The organism is Providencia sp. wls1943 (assembly GCF_009706275.1).
Classification (GTDB): domain Bacteria; phylum Pseudomonadota; class Gammaproteobacteria; order Enterobacterales; family Enterobacteriaceae; genus Providencia; species Providencia zhijiangensis.
In genome coordinates, this window is sequence record NZ_WLTU01000019.1 from 16657 (window position 1) to 37171 (window position 20515).

Genomic DNA, 20515 nt, shown 5'->3' on the forward strand with positions numbered 1-20515 from the left:
AACTTGATAACTAAATTAATTGAAGCTTTTTGCCAATACGGGTGAATGCATCAACTGCGTGTAAAATATCGGCTTCACTGTGTGCAGCGGACATTTGCGTGCGAATTCGCGCTTGCCCTTGCGGAACCACTGGATAGAAAAATCCAGTGACATAAATACCCTCTTTTAATAGCTCTGAAGCGAATTGCTGAGCAACCTTGGCATCCCCTAACATCACAGGAATGATGGCGTGGTCGGCGCCTGCTAATGTAAATCCTGCTGCAGACATTTTTTCTCTAAATAACTTCGCATTAGCCCACAATTTTTCACGACGCTCTTGCCCTTCGGTCATCATATCGATCACCTTAATGGACGCAGCAACAATGGCGGGAGCCAAAGAGTTAGAGAATAGGTATGGACGTGAGCGTTGGCGTAACCACTCGACAACCTCTTTTTTGGCGGCAGTATAACCACCAGATGCACCACCTAAAGCTTTTCCTAATGTGCCAGTAATAATGTCTACTCGCCCCATCACTTTACAATACTCATGGCTACCACGACCGTTTTCACCCACAAAACCAACAGCATGGGAGTCATCCACCATAACCAATGCGTGATATTCATCCGCAAGGTCGCAAACAGTTTTCAGATCAGCAATCACGCCATCCATCGAAAAAACACCGTCAGTCGCAATCAGAATATGGCGCGCACCCGCAGCTTTAGCTTCTTCAAGGCGCTGTTTTAATTCCACCATATTGTTATTGCTGTAGCGATATCGTTGGGCTTTACACAAGCGAACACCATCAATGATGGATGCGTGGTTTAATGCATCTGAAATAATGGCGTCTTCAGGGCCTAATAGGGTTTCAAAAAGTCCACCATTGGCGTCAAAGCAAGAGGAATAGAGGATCGCATCTTCCATTCCTAGGAAATCTGCGATTTTCTTTTCAAGAACTTTATGGCTGTCTTGGGTGCCGCAAATAAAGCGAACGGATGCCATACCAAAGCCATGGCTATCCATACCCTGTTTTGCCGCTTCAATCAGCGCGGGGTGATTGGCTAGGCCTAAGTAATTATTTGCACAGAAGTTAATAACGCGCTGTCCACCTTGGATTTCAATATCCGCGTCTTGAGAGGTCGTAATAATGCGCTCATGTTTAAACAAGCCTTCAGCTTCTATTTGCACCAATTGTTGTTTAATCTGCTGGTAAAATTGTTCTGACATGATTTGTTCCTGTAAAGAAATTGTTTACAGAGTTTAATAATAGTCTCTGGAACTAGCGATATCTGCGGAGCAAATAAGTTAAGTTTGTAGGCAAGATCACGATAATGCCCTTTGAAGAGGTATGACAACTAGGACAATTATCTGGTCGATATACTGTTGTCTGTACAAAGAGGTGTTATTATAGACCCCAATTTTATATCCATTTATTCTTAACCCACTTGAGGTATTCACGATGATCGTAGTCACTGGCGGAGCTGGTTTTATTGGCAGCAATATTATTAAAGCCCTGAACGAAATGGGTCGCACCGATATTCTGGTGGTGGATAACCTGAAAGATGGTACTAAGTTTGCCAACCTTGTTGACCTCGATATCGCCGATTACATGGATAAAGAAGACTTTATCGTGAGCGTGATTGCGGGTGATGATTTTGGTGATATTGATGCTGTTTTCCATGAAGGTGCTTGCTCATCCACAACTGAGTGGGACGGTAAGTACATGATGGATAATAACTATCAGTTTTCTAAAGAGCTGCTGCATTACTGTTTAGAACGTGAAATTCCTTTCCTGTATGCCTCTTCCGCGGCGACATACGGCGGACGTAGCGATAATTTCATCGAAGAACGTGAATTTGAAAAACCACTGAACGTGTATGGCTACTCTAAGTTCCAATTTGACCAATATGTTCGCAACATCATGCCTGAAGCTCAGTCTCAAGTGTGTGGCTTCCGCTATTTCAACGTTTATGGACCAAATGAAAACCATAAAGGCAGCATGGCGAGCGTGGCTTACCACTTAAACAAACAGATTAATGAAGGGCAAACTCCGAAACTGTTTGAAGGCAGCGACACTTTCCGCCGTGACTTCATTTACGTTGGCGATGTAGCTGCCGTAAATTTATGGTTCTGGGAAAATAACGTTTCTGGCATTTTCAACTGTGGTACAGGTCGTGCAGAATCATTCCAAGCGGTTGCCGATGCGGTCACTGAATTCCATAAAGATAAAAATGTCTCTATCGAATACATTGAATTCCCTGAGAAATTAAAAGGTCGCTACCAGAGCTTCACTCAGGCGGATCTGACTAAATTACGTGCCGCAGGTTACACAGCACCGTTTAAAACCGTTGCTGAAGGCGTGACCGAATATATGCAATGGCTGAATAAAGACGCGTAATTGTCTTTTATGAAAACAGTGCCAATGAAAACCGTACCTATGAAAACTGAGCCTATGAAAATATTAGTGATTGGCCCCTCATGGGTAGGGGATATGATGATGTCTCAGAGCCTTTATCGCACGATCAAGGCGCTGCATCCTCATGCTCAGATTGATGTGATGGCACCCGATTGGTGCCGTCCGTTATTAGCGAAAATGCCCGAAGTGTCTGAAGCGATTTCTATGCCATTAGGGCATGGAAAGCTAGAAATTAGCGAACGTCGTCAATTAGGCATCAATTTGCGGAAAAATGGGTACGATCAGGCGATTGTTTTGCCTAACTCCTTGAAATCTGCACTGGTGCCGTTCTTTGCTAAAATCGCCAAAAGAACGGGATGGCGCGGTGAAATGCGTTATGGGCTACTCAATGATTTACGCCCATTGGATAAACAAGCATTTCCGCTGATGGTGCAACGCTACGTCGCATTGGCGTATGACAAACAGCGCATCAAATCTGCCGATGATATTCCCGCCCCGATTTTATGGCCTAAATTAGTCACTGATAAACAGCATGTTAGCGATACTGTGAGTCAATTTAATATTGATTTTTCTCGCCCAATTATGGGTTTTTGCCCAGGCGCTGAATTTGGTCCTGCAAAGCGTTGGCCACACTATCACTATGCGGCGCTCGCCCAGAAATTAATTAGCGAGCAAGGCTACCAAGTTCTGTTATTTGGCTCTCAAAAAGACCATGAAGCGGGTGAAGAAATCCGCCAAAGTTTGACTGATGATGCTCGCAATTACTGCCTCAATTTCGCAGGAAAAACATCGTTAGAACAAGCCGTTAATCTTATTGACGCTTGCCAAGCCGTTGTGAGTAATGATTCTGGCTTAATGCATGTGGCTGCAGCTCTCGATAAGCCGTTAGTCGCACTATATGGCCCAAGCAGCCCTGACTTTACCCCACCACTGTCCGATAAAGCAGAGGTGATCCGACTGATAACGGGTTACCACAAGGTGCGTAAAGGTGACGGCGAAAGCGGCTATCACCAAAGTCTGATTGATATTCAACCGCAAATGGTACTGGATGCCCTCACGCGTTTAAATATAGGTATTAAATAATGAGAGTGTTATTAGTAAAAACATCATCTATGGGAGATGTTTTGCACTCTCTACCTGCATTAACCGATGCGCAGGCGGCAATACCGAATATTCAATTTGATTGGGTGGTTGAAGAGGGATTCGCTCAAATCCCCACATGGCATAGTGCGGTGAATAAAGTGATCCCTGTGGCAATCCGTCGCTGGCGAAAAAATTGGTTTTCTACACCAATTCGTGCCGAACGTGCAGAGTTTCGTCGCCAATTGCAGGAAACCCACTACGATGCGGTTATCGATGCGCAAGGGTTACTTAAGAGTGCGTTGCTAGTCACTCGTCTCGCTCACGGTTCTAAACATGGTTATGACCGCCATAGTATCCGCGAACCGATTGCCAGCTTCTTTTACGATCATCGTTATTCCATTAGTAAACAGCAACATGCCGTGGAGCGTATCCGCCAATTATTTGCTAAAAGCCTCGGATACACTTGCCCTAGGACCCAAGGCGATTACGCGATTGCTCGCCATTTCTTGCAGTCAACCAACGAAACCGAAGCGCCCTATGTGCTGTTTTTGCACTCCACAACCCGCGACGATAAGCATTGGCCTGAATCTCATTGGCGTGAACTGATTCAGTTAATGAAGGAAACTGGGCTGAGAGTGAAACTCCCTTGGGGTGCAGAGCATGAGCATCAGCGGGCAATAAGATTAGCCGAGGGTTTTGATTTTGTTGAAGTCTTACCAAAATTAACGCTGGCACAAGTCGCGCAACAAATTGCGGATGCAAAGGCGGTGGTTTCTGTCGATACCGGCTTAAGCCATTTAACCGCTGCGCTGGATAAACCGAATTTCACGCTGTTTGGTCCAACAAACCCTGGTTTAATTGGTGGTTATGGAAAAGGCCAAAATGAGATAAAAAGCGCAGATAATAGAATGGATAGCATTAAAGCTGATACTGTATTCCAACAACTTCGCACCGAGTTATAGTTCTATATCAGACATTTTCTAAAAACTCTCAGCCATAGAAATTAAACAACCATAATAATTAAGCGGTCATTTGACCGCTTAATTATTTTTCACTTCGCAAAAGATTTATTTTCTCTCTGGGGCAATAAACCCAAAACACATGGTTTTCGGCTCAGCATCCGGTTCAGAGCGATAAATCACATCTTCTTTTTCAATTTTAAATTGTGGCCAGAATTTGCGTACTTTGGCGAAACCTTCATGGGCGCAATCATCGTATTTACGCCCTAATAAAATAGCACCGTGCTCACGAATTTCTGCTTCAGTAATATCACGGTTGTACACATTCGGCGGCATATGGTTTTCTAGCGTCCAAGGCTGGATAACATGTGGCCTATCTTGAGCGTAGATAATAAACCATTGATGTAGGTTATCTTCGCCGCCAACATATTTGACTGGCGTTCCGTAACGTTGATACCAACGTTGTTCACCTTCTGCGATTAAGGTTTTCACGCCAATAAATTTCTGACCCGCTCCGCGAATATTTCCTGCTTGAACAATCAGATAGCCGGATACCATTAAGACACCAACTACGGCTAAACCAATTAATGGTTTTTTCAGTGACTTTTTCGGCATTACGGTGATTGAGCCAACAAACAAAGGCGCACATACCATCATAAATGGCTGTAACCACTCCGTAATTCGCCCGCCATCATGGAACGAGAACCAACCGTAAATCACCGCGAGTGGAAATAAAATAATAAAGTTTGCCATGCGGTTCGATAAGGCTTTCGGCCAACCAATTTTTCCGCCACAGCAATATAAGATAATCGCTGCGATAATCAGCGGATAAAACACGCTCAGAACGGCTTCGGTGGTATGTAAGTTAAAGCCTGGGTCAATTTGTGAATCTACCCATTTAACAGCAGAAAAATCACTCGCCATCAACCAAAAGAAGTTTGGCAGAATCATCGAAAACCACAGCGCTATCGCCAGATAAAACACCGGATGTCGATAGCTTTGGCGCGCTTGTTTCACAAAAAGGGTAAGCAAGAAAACAGAGCCGACTAAGGCAAGTGTGGAATATTTCCCCATTGTTGCAAGACCAGCAACTAAAGCAAAAGGTAGCCACCACAGAGGGTTATCTTCGACAGCACGCAGGAAGAAATAAATCACCCAAGGCCAAAATGTCACTAAAATATAGTTATCATTATAAGGAATGATATCGAAATTAATGACACCGGATAAATTCATCATCAGCATCGCAAACCATGCAAGATCGCGACGACCGGTTAATCGGTAGGCAAGTTTCCATACCCCAAGTAACCCAAATCCAATACCGATAAAATGGCTCAAATACCAATAGAAACTATAAGAAATCCCCAAATGGATTGCAGGCCACATCATGGTACCGACAAACCACGGGTTTTTTGGCGATCCCCATTCACCATTCATTCCCCAGTTAACGGCTTCGACCGTATCGTAAGGAACAGTGGGGTCAAAAAAGAAACTCGCAAGGATCCAGGCAATGGCATAGCCAATGATCCAAAGATACACATACTTATTTGAAGTTGGTTGATTGGTTGTCGGCATTCTTTTTTCAGCGAAATTTATCAATAAAGTTAAAGGGAAATACGCATTATTTTACGTCGAGCTTATAGAGGGTTATCCCTCACTCGGCTGAGTATGCAAAAACGTGACTGGGTAGTTTACTATAGTTTAAACAAAATAATCAGAAATGAGAGAAATTGTCATTACTCATTGTAGTAATATTCAAGTTATCAATATTTTTGCTGAATATTACTGTTCTCTTGGAGGTAAATAAGGTTGCAATAACTTAAGTAAACGCTGTAATGCGCCTTGGTTTTCATGCAATACTTCCGCTGCATGACGACCATAATACAGCCGATAATCTTCATCAGACAGTAAACTCGTAACGGCTTGAGCCAACGATTCGCTATCTGTCACAGTGATCAACCCATCGGCTTGGGTTAACTTCGCGCAAATATCTTTAAAATTAAAGGTATGCGGCCCCATCAAAACAGGCAATGCATGCGCAGCTGCTTCAAGTGGATTATGACCGCCCGTTTCAACTAAGCTCCCGCCAACGAAAGCAATATCTGCAATTCCGTACAGCAACATCAACTCTCCCATCGTATCGCCAATAACCACTTGGGTTTCTAGAGATGGGATAACGCCGCTACTACGACGAATAAAGCTTAGCCCTGCTTTTTGTGTCAGTTCTTCTGCTTTTGCAAAACGTTCAGGATGCCTTGGGACTAAAATAAGTAATAAATTAGGAAATTTTTTCAACAACTGTTGGTGAGTTTGCAAAACAATGGCTTCTTCACCTTCGTGGGTACTTGTCGCAATCCATACTGGACGATGTGCGGCCCACTGCCTACGTAACGTAATCGCTTTAACGGCCAGTTCAGGGGTAACGGAAATATCAAATTTTAAGCTCCCCGTCACTTCTAACTGCTTACGTCTTAACCCTAATTGAATAAAACGTTCACCATCTTCTTGATGCTGAGCAGCCACCATCGTGACATTCTGTAGCATACGCTTCACAAAACTACCGAGCTTTTGATAACCCGCAGCGGAGCGTTCAGATAACCGAGCATTCGCAATAACTAATGGAATATTACGCTTATGCAGCTGGTTGATCATATTTGGCCAGAGTTCCGTTTCCATAATAATCACCAGTTTAGGATCAACTTGATTAAGGAAACGGCTCATGGAGCCGGGTAAATCATAAGGGAGATAAACATGACTAATATCGTCACCAAATGCCGACTGAACACGTTCTGACCCTGTTGGGGTCATAGTTGTCACCGTGATAGGGAGTGATGGGTAGTGATGGCGCAGCGCACGAACTAACGGTACCGCTGCAAGGGTTTCGCCCACAGAAACTGAGTGTAATAAAATGCCTTTAGGAACAACTTTTCCACTACAAAAACCATAGCGTTCCCCCCAGCGTTTGCGATACGCAGGGGCTTTACGGCTACGCAATAATAAGCGTATCCAAATTAATGGCTGGATGAGATAAAGAAGTATCTGATATACACGCAATAACATTCGATCTGATTCACTTACCAAAATTGGCGGTATCTTACCATAAACCATTACTGAAAGTGTGTAGAATCTGTGCCTAAAATGAGACTTAAAATAAATGCATACCTATCAGTGATTGTTGCAAGAGAGCGCAATTGCCGTTAATGTGGATTTCACCGTCACTTATTCCTATCGATATATTAGGATAAGCAATAATAAACAAAGAGATAGCAATATCATGACCCATAAAGCTATTTATCCGGGAACCTTTGACCCGATTACCTCTGGACACGTCGATATCGTCACTCGTGCTGCTGCGATGTTTGACCACGTATTACTCGCTATCGCAAACAGTCAACGCAAAAGCCCTATGTTTAATCTGGAAGAGCGTGTTGAGCTAGCAAAACAAGTTACCGCTCACTTAGGAAATGTTGAAGTGGTTGGTTTTTCTGAGTTAATGGCGAATTTTGCACAGAAAAATAATGCAAATATTTTAATTCGTGGCGTACGTTCAGTGGCAGATTTTGAATATGAATGGCAGCTGGCTAATATGAACCGCCATTTTGTTCCCGAGCTAGAAACGGTATTTTTACTTCCATCACAAAGCTTATCTTTCGTTTCATCCTCATTAATTAAGGATGTCGCGCTTCATGATGGAGATATTTCGTCGTTTTTACCGCCTGTTGTTGCGGATGCTATGTTGAAAAAACTCAACAAAATCTAGTAATTACTTCTGACATTGAGGGCAATAAAAGGTTGTCCTCTGTCCTTGTTTAATGCTTTCAATCGGGGTTCCGCACACTGAGCACGGCTCGCCTTTTTTTCCATACACAAACAGCTCTTGAGCAAAGTAACCCGGTTTTCCATCTGACTGTAAAAAATCCTTAAGAGTCGTTCCACCTTGTTCTATTGAACGTTGAAGCACTTTTTTAATCTGTGTGACGAGTTCGGTAATCTCATCAAGTGTCAGGGTGTTAGTTAGCTTTTCTGGGGAGATCCTTGATGCAAAAAGTGCTTCATTCGCATAGATATTCCCTACCCCAACAACGATTTTGTTGTCCATCAACCAAGGTTTGACCGCAACCTTACGTTTAGTTGCTAAATCAAAGAGATATTTAGGATTGAATTCATCACAGAGAGGTTCCGGGCCTAAATGAGCAAGAACGGAGCTGGACGCTAAATCATCGCACCAAAGCCATGCGCCAAAGCGTCGAGGGTCGGTGTAGCGTAGTACTTTACCATCACGCAAGATAAGGTCTACATGGTCATGTTTCCCTTCTGGTAACTCTTCCGTCAAAATTCGCACACTGCCAGACATTCCTAAATGGACAATAATCCATCCTTTTCGCAGTTCAATAAGCAGATATTTTGCCCGGCGTTGAACACTTATCACGGTTTCATCAGATAAACGCATGATTTGTTCACTTACTGGCCAGCGTAGCCGTTCATTACGCACAATGGCATAACTAATTGTATTTCCGACTAAATGTGGCTCAATACCTCGGCGACTGGTTTCAACTTCGGGCAATTCTGGCATGGTTCACTCTCAATTTGGCGAAAAACTTGGTTAATAATCACATATTACCCCTATAACATGGATAATTATTGTTATAACATAAATAAATGTAATCTAATAAGTGTGAATACAACTCAATATATTGATAAATAATTAATTTTTCATCATCCAGGTGTTTACACTTAAAGGCATTCACACAAACAGACTGACGTAATTAAAAAACTCAGATGGTAGCTCTGACAAGCAATAATGATTAGCAGACAAATATCAAATTAGACTTATCTGTTTTCACTAATAATATCAATATGTTGTGAATTTCTCATTCAGATATTTTTGCTCTAAGACTACTCATAATCTGAACACTTCAACCGTACTATACTAATGATCACGATGTAGGAATTTTTGTGAATAACATACGTAATGTCATAAACCAACTGCCCTTTTTACTACTCTTTATCATGACTCTTGGCATGTTCACAAATGACACCCAAGGAGTTTTAAACATATCAACTGCATTGCTTTTTGTATTTACTGTATATATTGCAATTGCAAAAAAAATCAACGTACTTAGTGGGCTAAGTCGACTCATTAAAGGTCGAAAATTTTTGTTCGTTTTTTTAGCTTGGTGCTTATTTTGTGCAGCCTTCTTTACATATTCCGGCTTTACTACAGATGCTCTCAAAGCTATATTTGATGATTGGCGTTATATTATTGTTATTACGTTATTTTTGATTGTATTTCAGAGTAAACAAAGTAAATCCCAGAAAGTCATTACATATGCCCTGATTTCTACCTTAGTCTTTATTCTTTTTATTACACCTGTTTTAAAAATTATAAAAGGTAGTGACATGCCAATGTATCTTCAACTGAGATATGGGTTTGCTCACTATATGACACTACTTTTTCCTTTTACCTTTAGCGCAATATTCCTTTTTAAGAAAAAAGTATTAAAAGTTGCAATGTTATTCCTCTCTGTTATGGCATTTTTATTTTTGCTCTACACAGGTAGCCGTGGTGGATTTCTTTCTGTTGTTATTGAATCTATTATTATTTTATTTTTACTTTCAAAAAACTATAAAAAATTTATATTAAGTTTTATTAGTTTCGCCACACTAGGCCTAACAATTATTGTGGCATCTTATTTTACAATGCCACAGGTTAAAGCTAAGATAGACAAAACCGTATCTGCACAAAATATCACCTCTACAAGAGACAAGATTGTCCTTTCACGCCTTCCTATTTTTACTCAAACACTACAAAACCGACTTGTTGGTATTGGTTATGGCTCTGTCGCTTATGACCAGTTTTTGAAAGACAACGATGCCCCTCAATTTAAAGGTGGTATGGGATTCTCGAAAAATAGAAATGAAAGTTTCTATAACAATGATGAGCCTTTCTTTCTTAATATACTTTATAATATTGGCTTAATTGGATTAATTCTATTTATCATTACATTCTTTATTAATATGAGAGATCTTATAAGAAGTATTCGAATAGAAAAAAATATTCTTAATATTGGTTTACTGGTATCATCCATAGGCTATTTTTTAGTCTATTGTCTATTTGAATTTATCTTCTTAGATATCTTTATTTTGTACAACATACTTACTGCGATCTTGATAAATAACGTTTTGGTGAAAAAATGACACAAAAAAGGCCATCAATACTGATGGCCTTTTTGATGTAATACTTAATGAGAGGCTTTTTTCATTAAGTATTGAATTGTCGTCACAATAAACTGAAGATATTTACCATTTCTTCTGAGATGCGATTTCTTACGAGATAGCTGCTTATAACCTTCCGGTTTTAATAACGGTATATTCTTCCATGGTGAGTTTTTACGAGCACGTTCTAAATAATCATACTCTTCATAAAAATTTGCCCACTCATGGAAAGGCTTGGTTAACCCCACAAAATGAATAAAAACTACGCTGTCTGGGATCTTAGCCAGATGCCCCTTGCTCGTAATATACCAATCAAGAGAAAACATATAGTTATAGTTTTCACTAATATTGATGAGCTTATCGTTGAGCAATACGTTTAGTGCATCTTGGTCCGGGTGTGAGAAATCATTTTTTTCAACTAACTCAATAACCTTGTTTGGAATATCGTTCTCAGCCAGATACTTGAGAGACATATATAAAAAACCTGAGTTAAAATACTTGCTCATATCGATCGATAACTGCTGTTTTTCACTACAGAATTTATCTTGCACTGCATAAACAAAAGTATTCTCATCAAATTGTAAAGTCTTTAACTCCGCCATATTGCCTTTACAAATGATGTCAGCATCGAGATATAACAGGTTATCAATGGTATCCGAAAGATATGAAATAATGAGCAATCTAAAATAGATTGCATGGCTCCACGCTTTAGATGGAAGCGGCAGCTGCTTAAATTTTTCGTTATCAATAAAGTAGATAGTTAACTTATGTGGTGTATTTTCGACTAATCCACGAAATAGTTTTTCATCAGGCAAATTATCGACAAAAAGGTGAAAATGAAAATTTGTTTCTTGATTATTGAGAAGAACCGATGCAATTGACGTACCGACACCGTATAAAAACTTCTCATCAACACCATAGCCAATGTGAAAATAACTATCTTCACTGCTTTGATTATCGTTTATTTTTATCAATGATTTAATCATATCATTGTTTATCATGTCGTTACCTTTTACCTAATCAATCACAATGTTTGAATAACTGTCTATGATGCTAATATTGAGTATCTTTTATAAACGATATTTTAAACTTCTTTGGCGAATTTTTTCTGCTCTTTGCTCAGAGATTCGCATTAATCGTTGCTCTTTCTTCAAAATCTCACGCAGCGGCATTTCAAAATAAACCTTCATAAATCGGAAAATATCTCGTTGAGTTAAACCGATTTCTAATGATGAAAAGTATAAACCAATTAAGTCCTTATTTCGCCAGCGGGTAGGAACTGATGACCGTAGCTGTGCGCGATGCAAATCGATGACTGAGATTTTTAAATCTTGCAGATTTTCCGTGAACGGTAGATGCAGTAAGAAATGGCAAATATAACAGTCGCGATGGTTAATACCGATGCGATGCATCTTACGTACCATCTCGGCAACTCGCCGGATCAACATTTGCTTAGTTTTGAATTTAGGCGGTTGAGTGGTCCAATTAGCGCAGTAATCTTCTAAACTTACCGTAGGAGTTAAATCTTCAGTGATAATAAATGAATGACGTCGAAGTGGGTTCCACCCTTTTTGCCCGAAAGCACGTCCGTTCATGGTATCAACACCCGCTTCGGTCAATCGATGAATGGCATTCCATTCCCGGTCAGCACCTAAAACAGGTAAACGGAATGAAAATAAATTCTTCAAAACCTCTTTTAGCGTCGTACCGTAGTGAATCTTAATAAAATAGCTTTTATCATCGAGCTGAAAACGCAGTGTTCTGCGCGTTTCTAATGCACGAAAAACTTCACCATCCAATTTATCTGTTTCAACAAATGGGTCTTTATCTTTCCACAATTCGTTAAAAGGCGCTTTTAACTCAACCATTAGAGCATCCTAAAATAATATCGGCCGCTTTTTCCGGTAAACTATACAGATCTTCTGTATCCGCATAGTATTTAGCATTGTTTACCCACTGAGCTCGTTTTTGTGTATCTTGCAGACTATCGCATAAAGCCTGATTTAAAACCGTCTGTTCAAACGGCTCATTGACCACCACGCCACATTGGGCTTTGTCGATAAACGACGCATAACCACACACTTCAGTGACGATAATCGGCAGTCCCGCAACAATCGCTTCAAGCAGGACAATTCCAGCCGCTTCTTGGTAAGCCGGATGCATCAAAATATCCGCAGCGGCCATTAGCTCCGCAATATCATTGCGCCCGCTAAAAAATGAAACCTGTTTAGCAATCCCCAACGTTTCTGCGAGTTTTTGATATTTAGCGGGTTTGTCTTGCCCTACCACCATTAATAATGTGTTAATCCTGATACTTTCAGGCAGTGCCGCCATCGCTTTGAGCGTTCTATCAACTCCCTTACGTTTAAAATCGGACCCAACTTGAAGCAGCAAAAATGCAGATTCGGGAATTTGATTCTTTTCTCGATAAATACGCTTAGCATCTGCAATCTGTTGGTCATATTTTCGGTCAACGGCTATACCCGGTGGCAGCATGTGAAAACGGCCACTTTCAGTTCCATAATGCTTTTCAAAATGAGCAATTTGATGGGGGGTAAGCATCATTAGCTGCGTTGCCTTTCCTTTCTGGAAGACCGCTTTTTCAAAAGCAGCATAATGTTTATAGCGCGGAGTCAGCTTATAGAAAAAACCTTTTTCTTCAGCCACTTTTTGCGCATAACAAACATCCGCCGCAAAATAAACATCGAGCTCTGGCATTTTATTAAAGCCAACAATTCTATCCGCAGGATATTGCTTCAGATGTGCCATTACCCATTCACAATATTGGGCATTTCGTCCATGGTTAGTGCCTGAACTGGTAGGAACAATGATAATTTCAAACTGTTCTGGGCGTTCACCTTTCCATGACTGGGTATAAACACGAATATGGTGTCCACGCGCTTGGCAAGCCGTCGCGATACGTAAAAAGTCGCGTTGTAACCCACCAAAGGGAAAATATTTATACAGACAAAATGCCAACACCATCTTAGTACCTTCCCATCATTGAGCGCATATTCATCGGTAGCATTTGCTCCGTAGCTTCAATCACATCACTCGCAGGGATCACGGAGAGATATTTTTTATTGCGGTCTAGTTCATCTCTAGGTGGCATATTTTCATAATCTCCTGCCCAGAATTTCACCACATTATCGCTCCATGGACGCCAGAAAATATGGTTTGTGGCGCCAAATAGGCACACGATGGGAGTTTTAACCGCGGCAGCAATATGCATCGGTGCAGAATCGACGCCAATAAACAGCGCGGCATGTGCAATTAATGCACCTAGTTCAGGGAAGGATGTTTTTCCTGCAAGCTCAGTCGTTGGCTTAGTTTGGCAATTCTCCGCAATTTCATTCACACACGCTAAGTCTTCTTTGCTGGGGCCCGATGTTAATACCACTTGATAGCCACGAGACTGCAATGCATCAATGACGGCTGAGAACTTTTCATTATCCCAACATTTAAAAATTTGTCGGGCGGTTGGCTGGATCACGACATAGCTACTGTGAACACCAAGATCTAACAGTCTTTGATCAATTTTTTTCCAATCATCTTCCGCATAAGACATGGTTAGGTCTGTTTTGAATTCTTGGATCCCTAACGGCTTTAATACAGAAAGATTGTTTAAAACAACATGTTCGCCTTCAGGGGGAGTGAGATGCGTAAAGCTATTTCGCCAAAATTTCGAATCACGATGACCGAAATCGTGCGAAATCTTAGTTTCTGCGGGAATGGAGCGAACGAGTAACGAAACCATCCATTGGTCAGCAAGATTAACGACCAAATCATATTGATTACGACGTAATTTAAACAGCAGACTTAAAAAGTTGCAGGCTTTGCTCAAACCACCACTTTTCTTGCCTTTCATACCATATAGTGTATGGATCTCTTGGTTTTCCGACAAAATGGGAATGGTGTCCTGATAAAGTAAAACATCAATCTGGGCATCAGGATAATTTTGCTTTAATGAGCTGATAACAGGCGTCGTCAGTAGCATGTCACCATGAAACCGCATCTTGATTACAAGAATTTTTTTATACTGTTTTTTCACCAGGAGCTCTTAATCAGGTCTAGTAGATAAATTGATATGGATATTTGACAATAAAATGCGTTATTAATTCCATGAATACTGAATATGTTACTACGTTCAGATTAATGGTTATAGTTTTTAATCAATATCCCAGTGGATAGCCACTTTATGGCTAATTTTTGACATAAAAAAACCCAGCCTAAGCTGGGTTCTTCGTACGCAGAAAGCAAAATTATTTGATTTTTGCTTCTTTGTAGATCACATGCTTACGAACAACTGGATCGAATTTTTTCAGTTCCAGTTTTTCTGGCATTGTGCGCTTGTTCTTCGTAGTGGTATAGAAGTGACCTGTACCTTCAGAAGAAACCAGCTTGATTTTCTCGCGAATACCTTTAGCCATTTTTTAGCTCCTTAGTACTTCTCACCGCGGGTACGCAGTTCAGCAAGAACAGCATCAATACCCTTTTTATCGATAACACGCATACCTTTAGCAGATACACGCAGTGTTACGAAACGTTTCTCAGACTCAACCCAGAAACGGTGAGAGTGCAGGTTTGGCAAAAAACGACGTTTGGTCGCGTTTAATGCGTGTGAACGGTTGTTACCGCTCATTGGACGCTTGCCGGTAACTTGGCAGACTCGTGACATGTCTATTCTCCAAAAATCTAATCAGCTCGAGCTTTTTTGTTCTGGGCTTGACTGCCTCGTCAGGCTTAGGAGCCCATCTCAGCAAACTTTTAAGTGATCAACAAAATATCTTTATCTTAGCAAAAAAATTTACTGAGATAGGCTCTTCTCGTCAAACCCGAGATCCTTAAAGGTGGCGTAGTATACGCTTTCAATCGTTTTCACTCAAGCCCAACACAGCAAAAGTTGTCATTTTTTAGTCAAAAAAATGATTTTACAGCCATCCGCGCTCAGCAAATGAGGTACAAGATTTGTGTCCAACCACAAAATGATCAAGTAATTTAATCCCCATCATGTCACAAGCACTCTGAATTTTCTCAGTCACATACTTATCTGCCATACTTGGCTCAGGGTTTCCTGATGGGTGATTATGGGCAAGCACTATCGCACTCGCATTCATTCTCATTGCAAACCGAAGAATTTCTCGCGGATGCACTTCAACACGATTGATCGTCCCTTTAAACATTTCTTCATGGCAAATAACCTGGTGTTGGTTATTGAGAAATAGCACTATAAACACCTCACGCTCCTGCCCTGAGAATAGTTCAATTAACTTATATTTCAATGCGTTAGGGTCATTTACAATATCAGGGCTCAACACTTGCATAGAGAAGCAGCGCTTCGCCAGCTCACTTGCAGCTTGCAATTGCGTCAATTTACAATTTCCCACACCTTTGCATTCAATTAACTTCTTATAGTCGGCTTGCACTAATAAATAGAGTGAACCAAACTCATAAAGTAACCGTTCAGCAAGTTGTAAAACAGATTCACCCCGTGTTCCTGTACGTAAGAAAATGGCTAATAGCTCTATATCTGATAATGAAGCAGCGCCGTATGCGAGCATTTTTTCTCGCGGTAAAAGCTCCGTGTATTCATGCATCGACCAACCTCCTTTCGCGTCGTTGCCCTCTTTTTAGCTAACGAATCCGCAAACGCCAATCGTCTAAGCTGTCCTTTGCGTAGCGCTTCGCAAAAATAGCATCGGGATACAAAATCGGCTCTCTCACCAAGCTCATTGATATGGTAAGATGCCCCCCATGTTGACCAAATCGGACAGAGACCATGACTCAACAAACTTCAGTTAACTCATTATTAGGTAAGCGAATTGTTCTTGGTATCAGTGGTGGAATAGCCGCTTATAAAATTCCTGAACTCACTCGCCGACTGCGTGATGAAGGGGCATCTGTACGTGTTGTCATGACACCTGCGGCAAAAGCGTTCATTACACCTCTCACGTTGCAAGCCGTTTCCGGTTATCCGGTCGCTGATGATTTGCTAGACCCTGCCGCTGAGGCCGCAATGGGTCACATTGAATTGGCAAAATGGGCTGATATAATTATTTTAGCGCCTGCCACTGCCGATTTAATCGCACGATTAAGCGCTGGCATGGCGAATGATTTACTCACGACGGTTTGTCTTGCATCTGCGGCGCCTATTGCCGTCGTGCCTGCGATGAATCAACAAATGTATCGCGCAGCAGCAACACAGGATAATTTAATCAGACTGCAACAACGCCAGTGTATGATTTGGGGCCCTGATGAAGGCAGTCAAGCATGTGGTGATGTGGGTCCTGGGCGCATGATTGACTCATTATCGATTGTGAAATTAGCTAGCCAGCATTTTCAATCATGTTTAGGTCAGCAATCCCGTTCAGATCTAGACGGGATTTCAATCATGGTTACGGCAGGCCCAACCCGTGAAGATTTAGACCCCGTACGCTTTATCAGTAATCACAGTTCTGGAAAAATGGGTTTTGCCATCGCGCAAGCCGCCAGTGAACGTGGAGCGAATGTCACTCTCATTGCTGGCCCTGTTAATCTGGCAACACCGAATGGTGTAGACCGCATTAACGTGACGAGCGCCCTTGAGATGTACGAACAAGTACACCAGTCTATTACTGAGCAAGATATTTTTATCGGCTGTGCTGCGGTTGCAGATTACCGAGCTAAAACCGTCGCTGAAAATAAAATTAAGAAACAAGGGGATGAAGTTTCCATTACCCTTGTACAAAATCCTGACATTGTGGCAAGTGTAGGAAAACTGGCGCAAAATCGCCCTTATGTAGTCGGTTTCGCGGCAGAGACCCAAAATGTCGAAGAATATGCACGACAAAAGCGCCAACAAAAGCAACTTGATTTAATTTGTGCGAATGACGTTTCCTTAGCGGATAATGGTTTTAATAGTGATAACAATGCACTACATCTATTTGATGCCCACGGCGATGTTCGATTACCACACAGTAGTAAAATTGAATTAAGCCACCATTTACTTGACGAGATACTCCAACGTTATGAAAAAAATCGATCTGAAAATTCTTGATGCCCGTATTGGGAACGAGTTTCCACTGCCAACTTACGCGACCACTGGCTCTGCGGGTTTAGATTTACGTGCATGTCTTGATGCACCTATCGATTTAGCACCGGGTCAAACTGAATTGATCCCAACGGGTCTAGCTATCCATATTGCAGACGAGCAACTTGCCGCAGTGATCCTGCCACGTTCAGGTTTAGGTCATAAGCATGGCGTTGTACTGGGTAACTTAGTCGGTTTAATCGACTCTGACTACCAAGGCCAACTGATGGTGTCTGTATGGAACCGTGGCGATAAAGCATTCACCGTTGAACCGGGTGAGCGTATGGCACAAATGGTATTTGTTCCTGTTGTTCAGGCGCAATTCAATATTGTGGATGACTTTGACGCGACAGAGCGTGGTGAAGGCGGTTTCGGTCATTCTGGTCGCCAATAAGTCGAACCTATTCACGTTGAAATACCAAATATAGGCGTCCTACAAGCGCCTATATTTATGAATAAAAACAATCAGTACGGTATTTCTTCACCTCGTGAATGGCTTAGATTTGGTTATAATCTCTACATATTTTAAATCTGTTTTATTCTGAGTGTGACTTTACTCAGAGCGAAATTTTGGATAGTTTGTCTTGCTGTTTTAGCAGGGGTCTTATCAGACATGGCAGAGAATACAATACAAAAACGTAACAGACGTGATGAGATTTTACAGGCTCTTGCGTTAATGTTAGAAAGTAGCGATGGCAGCCAGCGTATTACAACGGCAAAACTCGCTGCAACAGTCGGTGTTTCAGAAGCTGCGCTATATCGTCATTTTCCAAGCAAAATGAAGATGTTCGACAGCTTAATTGAATTTATTGAAGATTCACTTGTTTCCCGCATCAACCTGATTTTAGCGGACGAAAAAGATACACTTGTCCGGATTAAACTGGTTTTAGCGCTAATTTTAGGTTTCTCTGAGAAAAACCCTGGATTAACGCGTATAATGACCGGTCATGCGCTAATGTTCGAGCAAGATAGACTGCAAGGGCGCATTAACCAATTATTCGAACGTATCGAATCACAGCTGCGACAAGTATTAAAAGAGAAAAAAATCCGTGATGGACAAGGTTTTATCCATGACGAATCACTATTAGCTTCTCAACTATTAGCCTTCTGTGAAGGTATGCTGTCCCGTTTCGTACGTTCTGAGTTTCGTTACCGTCCAACGGTAGAATTTGAAGCTCGCTGGCCTTTAATTTTGGCTCAGTTACAATAACCGCTTATTTATACTACTCACCCCGCCCATTATTGGGCGAGGGCTTTTTTTCAATTAAATTCCGTACTGGTCACGATACGCTTTCATTGCAGCAAGATGCTGTTGCATATCTTCTTTTTCCGCTAAATACGTAATTAAGTCACTCATTGTGATGATCGAATACACTTTACAGCCATAATCACGTTCCACTTCCTGCACCGCAGAAATTTCCCCTTTCCCTTTTTCTTGACGATCTAAACACAGCAACACGCCGCTCAATGTTGCTTCTTGCTGTTTAATGATCTCCATCGACTCACGAATTGCCGTACCTGCCGTAATCACATCATCAACGACCACCACACGACCTTTCAGTGGACTACCCACTAATGTGCCGCCTTCCCCGTGGTCTTTCGCTTCTTTACGATTAAAGCAATATGGCATATCGATATCGTGATGTTCTGCTAACGCCACTGCGGTTGTGGTTGCAATCGGAATGCCTTTATAGGCTGGACCAAAAATCACATCACACTCAATGGCACTTTCTTTTAATGCTTGTGCATAAAAACGACCGACAAGAGCCAAATCACGCCCTGTATTAAACAGCCCCGCATTAAAGAAATAGGGACTCTTACGACCTGATTTCAGCGTAAACTCACCAAATTTCAGTACCTGTTTTTTCATGGCAAGTTCAATAAAATCGCGCTGATAGGCTTTCATTGGTCATTCTCCTCATTAATTAGTATTGGTCTTTTTTTTGAAACGACTTTTGCGGTTTATCTTCATCAGTAAACAACTTAATCAATAAACTGCGGGCATAAAAAAGGCGACTTTTCAGCCGCCTATTTAATAATAAATCTATTTCAGCGCTTCTCGCTGAGCTTCGAAAATGGTGTCTAGCCCCGTTTTCGCTAATGCTAGAAGAGCTAAAAGCTCTTCATGGCTGAATGGTTCGCCTTCTGCGGTACCTTGTACCTCAATCATGCGACCATCATCCATCATCACGACGTTCATATCCGTTTCTGCCGCAGAATCTTCAACATACTCAAGATCACACAGCGCTTCTTGATTAACGATACCCACAGACACTGCAGCAACCATAGATTTCAGAGGACTTTTTGCTAATTTACCTTGAGCAACCATGTTGTTCAGTGCATCAACCAATGCAACGCAAGCGCCGGAAATTGCCGCAGTACGTGTACCGCCATCCGCTTGGATAACATCGCAATCCAGCGTAATGGTATGCTCGCCCAATTTTTTCAAGTCAACCGCTGCACGTAATGAACGGGCGATCAGTCGTTGAATTTCCATAGTACGACCAGTTTGTTTCCCTTTTGCTGCTTCACGTTGGTTACGGGAGTTTGTAGCGCGAGGTAACATACCATATTCTGCGGTTACCCAACCTTGTCCCTGACCTTTTAAGAAACGAGGAACACCCTCTTCAACGGTCGCGTTACATAACACCTTAGTGTCGCCAAACTCAATAAGAACAGAGCCTTCTGCGTGCTTTGTATAATTACGCGTAATTTTTATTGGACGCATTTGGTCTGCTAATCTACCTGCTGGGCGCATGGTGTTATCTCCGTTATCAACTCAAATTGGCACGTATTAT

21 protein-coding genes are annotated in these 20515 nt (G+C 41.7%); 8 read left to right on the forward strand and 13 right to left on the reverse strand.

Features of this window, described 5'->3' with window-relative positions; all coding sequences use genetic code 11:
• Positions 1-10 precede the first annotated feature (10 nt).
• Positions 11-1204 (reverse strand): glycine C-acetyltransferase, encoded by a 1194-nt coding sequence (locus GKR48_RS10270; RefSeq protein WP_154628016.1) that lies wholly within the window; start codon positions 1202-1204, stop codon positions 11-13.
• A 232-nt stretch (positions 1205-1436) separates the two neighbouring features.
• Between GKR48_RS10270 and rfaD the strand changes: the two genes are divergently transcribed.
• Genes rfaD through rfaC form a run of 3 tightly spaced genes read left to right on the forward strand, consistent with a single transcriptional unit; the run spans position 1437 to position 4438 of the window.
• Positions 1437-2375, forward strand: coding sequence for an ADP-glyceromanno-heptose 6-epimerase (gene rfaD, locus GKR48_RS10275; RefSeq protein WP_154603313.1), 939 nt, complete (start codon positions 1437-1439; stop codon positions 2373-2375).
• A gap of 54 nt (positions 2376-2429) precedes the next feature.
• Positions 2430-3476 (forward strand): ADP-heptose--LPS heptosyltransferase RfaF, encoded by a 1047-nt coding sequence (gene rfaF / locus GKR48_RS10280; protein ID WP_154628036.1) that lies wholly within the window; start codon positions 2430-2432, stop codon positions 3474-3476.
• Positions 3476-4438 (forward strand): lipopolysaccharide heptosyltransferase RfaC, encoded by a 963-nt coding sequence (rfaC, locus tag GKR48_RS10285; protein WP_154628017.1) that lies wholly within the window; start codon positions 3476-3478, stop codon positions 4436-4438. Before rfaF ends, rfaC begins: the two co-directional genes overlap by 1 nt.
• A gap of 105 nt (positions 4439-4543) precedes the next feature.
• Here rfaC and GKR48_RS10290 read toward each other — a convergent pair whose 3' ends face one another.
• Complete coding sequence (locus GKR48_RS10290) at positions 4544-6007, reverse strand: ArnT family glycosyltransferase (protein ID WP_154628018.1); 1464 nt, start codon at positions 6005-6007, stop codon at positions 4544-4546.
• Positions 6008-6214: 207 nt separating this feature from the next.
• Complete coding sequence (gene waaA / locus GKR48_RS10295; protein ID WP_154628019.1) at positions 6215-7492, reverse strand: lipid IV(A) 3-deoxy-D-manno-octulosonic acid transferase; 1278 nt, start codon at positions 7490-7492, stop codon at positions 6215-6217.
• A gap of 214 nt (positions 7493-7706) precedes the next feature.
• Between waaA and coaD the strand changes: the two genes are divergently transcribed.
• A complete protein-coding gene (coaD, locus tag GKR48_RS10300) occupies positions 7707-8192 on the forward strand; it encodes a pantetheine-phosphate adenylyltransferase (protein ID WP_154603309.1) in 486 nt (161 codons plus the stop codon).
• 3 nt (positions 8193-8195) lie between these two features.
• Here coaD and mutM read toward each other — a convergent pair whose 3' ends face one another.
• Positions 8196-9005, reverse strand: coding sequence for a bifunctional DNA-formamidopyrimidine glycosylase/DNA-(apurinic or apyrimidinic site) lyase (gene mutM / locus GKR48_RS10305; RefSeq protein WP_154628020.1), 810 nt, complete (start codon positions 9003-9005; stop codon positions 8196-8198).
• A gap of 383 nt (positions 9006-9388) precedes the next feature.
• On the opposite strand from mutM, the gene GKR48_RS18060 reads away from it, so the two are divergent.
• Positions 9389-10630, forward strand: a complete 1242-nt coding sequence (locus GKR48_RS18060; RefSeq protein WP_154628021.1) for an O-antigen ligase family protein — start codon at positions 9389-9391, stop codon at positions 10628-10630.
• Between the two features lie 44 nt (positions 10631-10674).
• Here GKR48_RS18060 and GKR48_RS10315 read toward each other — a convergent pair whose 3' ends face one another.
• The 7 genes from GKR48_RS10315 to radC all read right to left on the reverse strand — a co-directional run bounded on the left by GKR48_RS10315 (position 10675) and on the right by radC (position 16245).
• Positions 10675-11649 (reverse strand): glycosyltransferase, encoded by a 975-nt coding sequence (locus GKR48_RS10315; protein WP_154628022.1) that lies wholly within the window; start codon positions 11647-11649, stop codon positions 10675-10677.
• A 69-nt stretch (positions 11650-11718) separates the two neighbouring features.
• Positions 11719-12516 carry a lipopolysaccharide core heptose(I) kinase RfaP gene (gene rfaP, locus GKR48_RS10320; protein WP_154628023.1) on the reverse strand — a complete coding sequence of 266 codons (798 nt, stop codon included), beginning with the start codon at positions 12514-12516 and terminating at the stop codon, positions 11719-11721.
• The gene (locus GKR48_RS10325; RefSeq protein WP_154628024.1) at positions 12509-13633 is read right to left on the reverse strand and encodes a glycosyltransferase family 4 protein; all 1125 of its coding nucleotides are present in this window, start codon (positions 13631-13633) and stop codon (positions 12509-12511) included. The genes rfaP and GKR48_RS10325 overlap by 8 nt, the downstream gene beginning before the upstream one ends.
• A 1-nt stretch (position 13634) precedes the next feature.
• On the reverse strand, positions 13635-14699 hold the full coding sequence (gene rfaQ, locus GKR48_RS10330; protein WP_336431145.1) for a lipopolysaccharide core heptosyltransferase RfaQ: 1065 nt from the start codon (positions 14697-14699) through the stop codon (positions 13635-13637).
• Positions 14700-14910: 211 nt separating this feature from the next.
• Positions 14911-15078 (reverse strand): 50S ribosomal protein L33, encoded by a 168-nt coding sequence (rpmG, locus tag GKR48_RS10335; RefSeq protein ID WP_004265124.1) that lies wholly within the window; start codon positions 15076-15078, stop codon positions 14911-14913.
• 11 nt (positions 15079-15089) lie between these two features.
• Positions 15090-15326 carry a 50S ribosomal protein L28 gene (rpmB, locus tag GKR48_RS10340; protein ID WP_004265123.1) on the reverse strand — a complete coding sequence of 79 codons (237 nt, stop codon included), beginning with the start codon at positions 15324-15326 and terminating at the stop codon, positions 15090-15092.
• Between the two features lie 253 nt (positions 15327-15579).
• Positions 15580-16245 carry a RadC family protein gene (gene radC, locus GKR48_RS10350; RefSeq protein WP_154628025.1) on the reverse strand — a complete coding sequence of 222 codons (666 nt, stop codon included), beginning with the start codon at positions 16243-16245 and terminating at the stop codon, positions 15580-15582.
• 182 nt (positions 16246-16427) lie between these two features.
• On the opposite strand from radC, the gene coaBC reads away from it, so the two are divergent.
• The 3 genes from coaBC (at position 16428) to slmA (ending at position 18927) form a co-directional block, all read left to right on the forward strand.
• The gene (gene coaBC, locus GKR48_RS10355) at positions 16428-17684 is read left to right on the forward strand and encodes a bifunctional phosphopantothenoylcysteine decarboxylase/phosphopantothenate--cysteine ligase CoaBC (RefSeq protein WP_154628026.1); all 1257 of its coding nucleotides are present in this window, start codon (positions 16428-16430) and stop codon (positions 17682-17684) included.
• Positions 17656-18111, forward strand: coding sequence for a dUTP diphosphatase (dut, locus tag GKR48_RS10360; RefSeq protein ID WP_154628027.1), 456 nt, complete (start codon positions 17656-17658; stop codon positions 18109-18111). Before coaBC ends, dut begins: the two co-directional genes overlap by 29 nt.
• 219 nt (positions 18112-18330) lie before the next feature.
• The gene (gene slmA, locus GKR48_RS10365) at positions 18331-18927 is read left to right on the forward strand and encodes a nucleoid occlusion factor SlmA (RefSeq protein ID WP_154628028.1); all 597 of its coding nucleotides are present in this window, start codon (positions 18331-18333) and stop codon (positions 18925-18927) included.
• A gap of 54 nt (positions 18928-18981) precedes the next feature.
• Here the strand turns inward: slmA and pyrE are convergent, their stop codons facing one another.
• Complete coding sequence (gene pyrE / locus GKR48_RS10370) at positions 18982-19623, reverse strand: orotate phosphoribosyltransferase (protein ID WP_154628029.1); 642 nt, start codon at positions 19621-19623, stop codon at positions 18982-18984.
• 138 nt (positions 19624-19761) lie between these two features.
• The gene (rph, locus tag GKR48_RS10375; protein WP_036950714.1) at positions 19762-20475 is read right to left on the reverse strand and encodes a ribonuclease PH; all 714 of its coding nucleotides are present in this window, start codon (positions 20473-20475) and stop codon (positions 19762-19764) included.
• Positions 20476-20515: the final 40 nt, after the last annotated feature.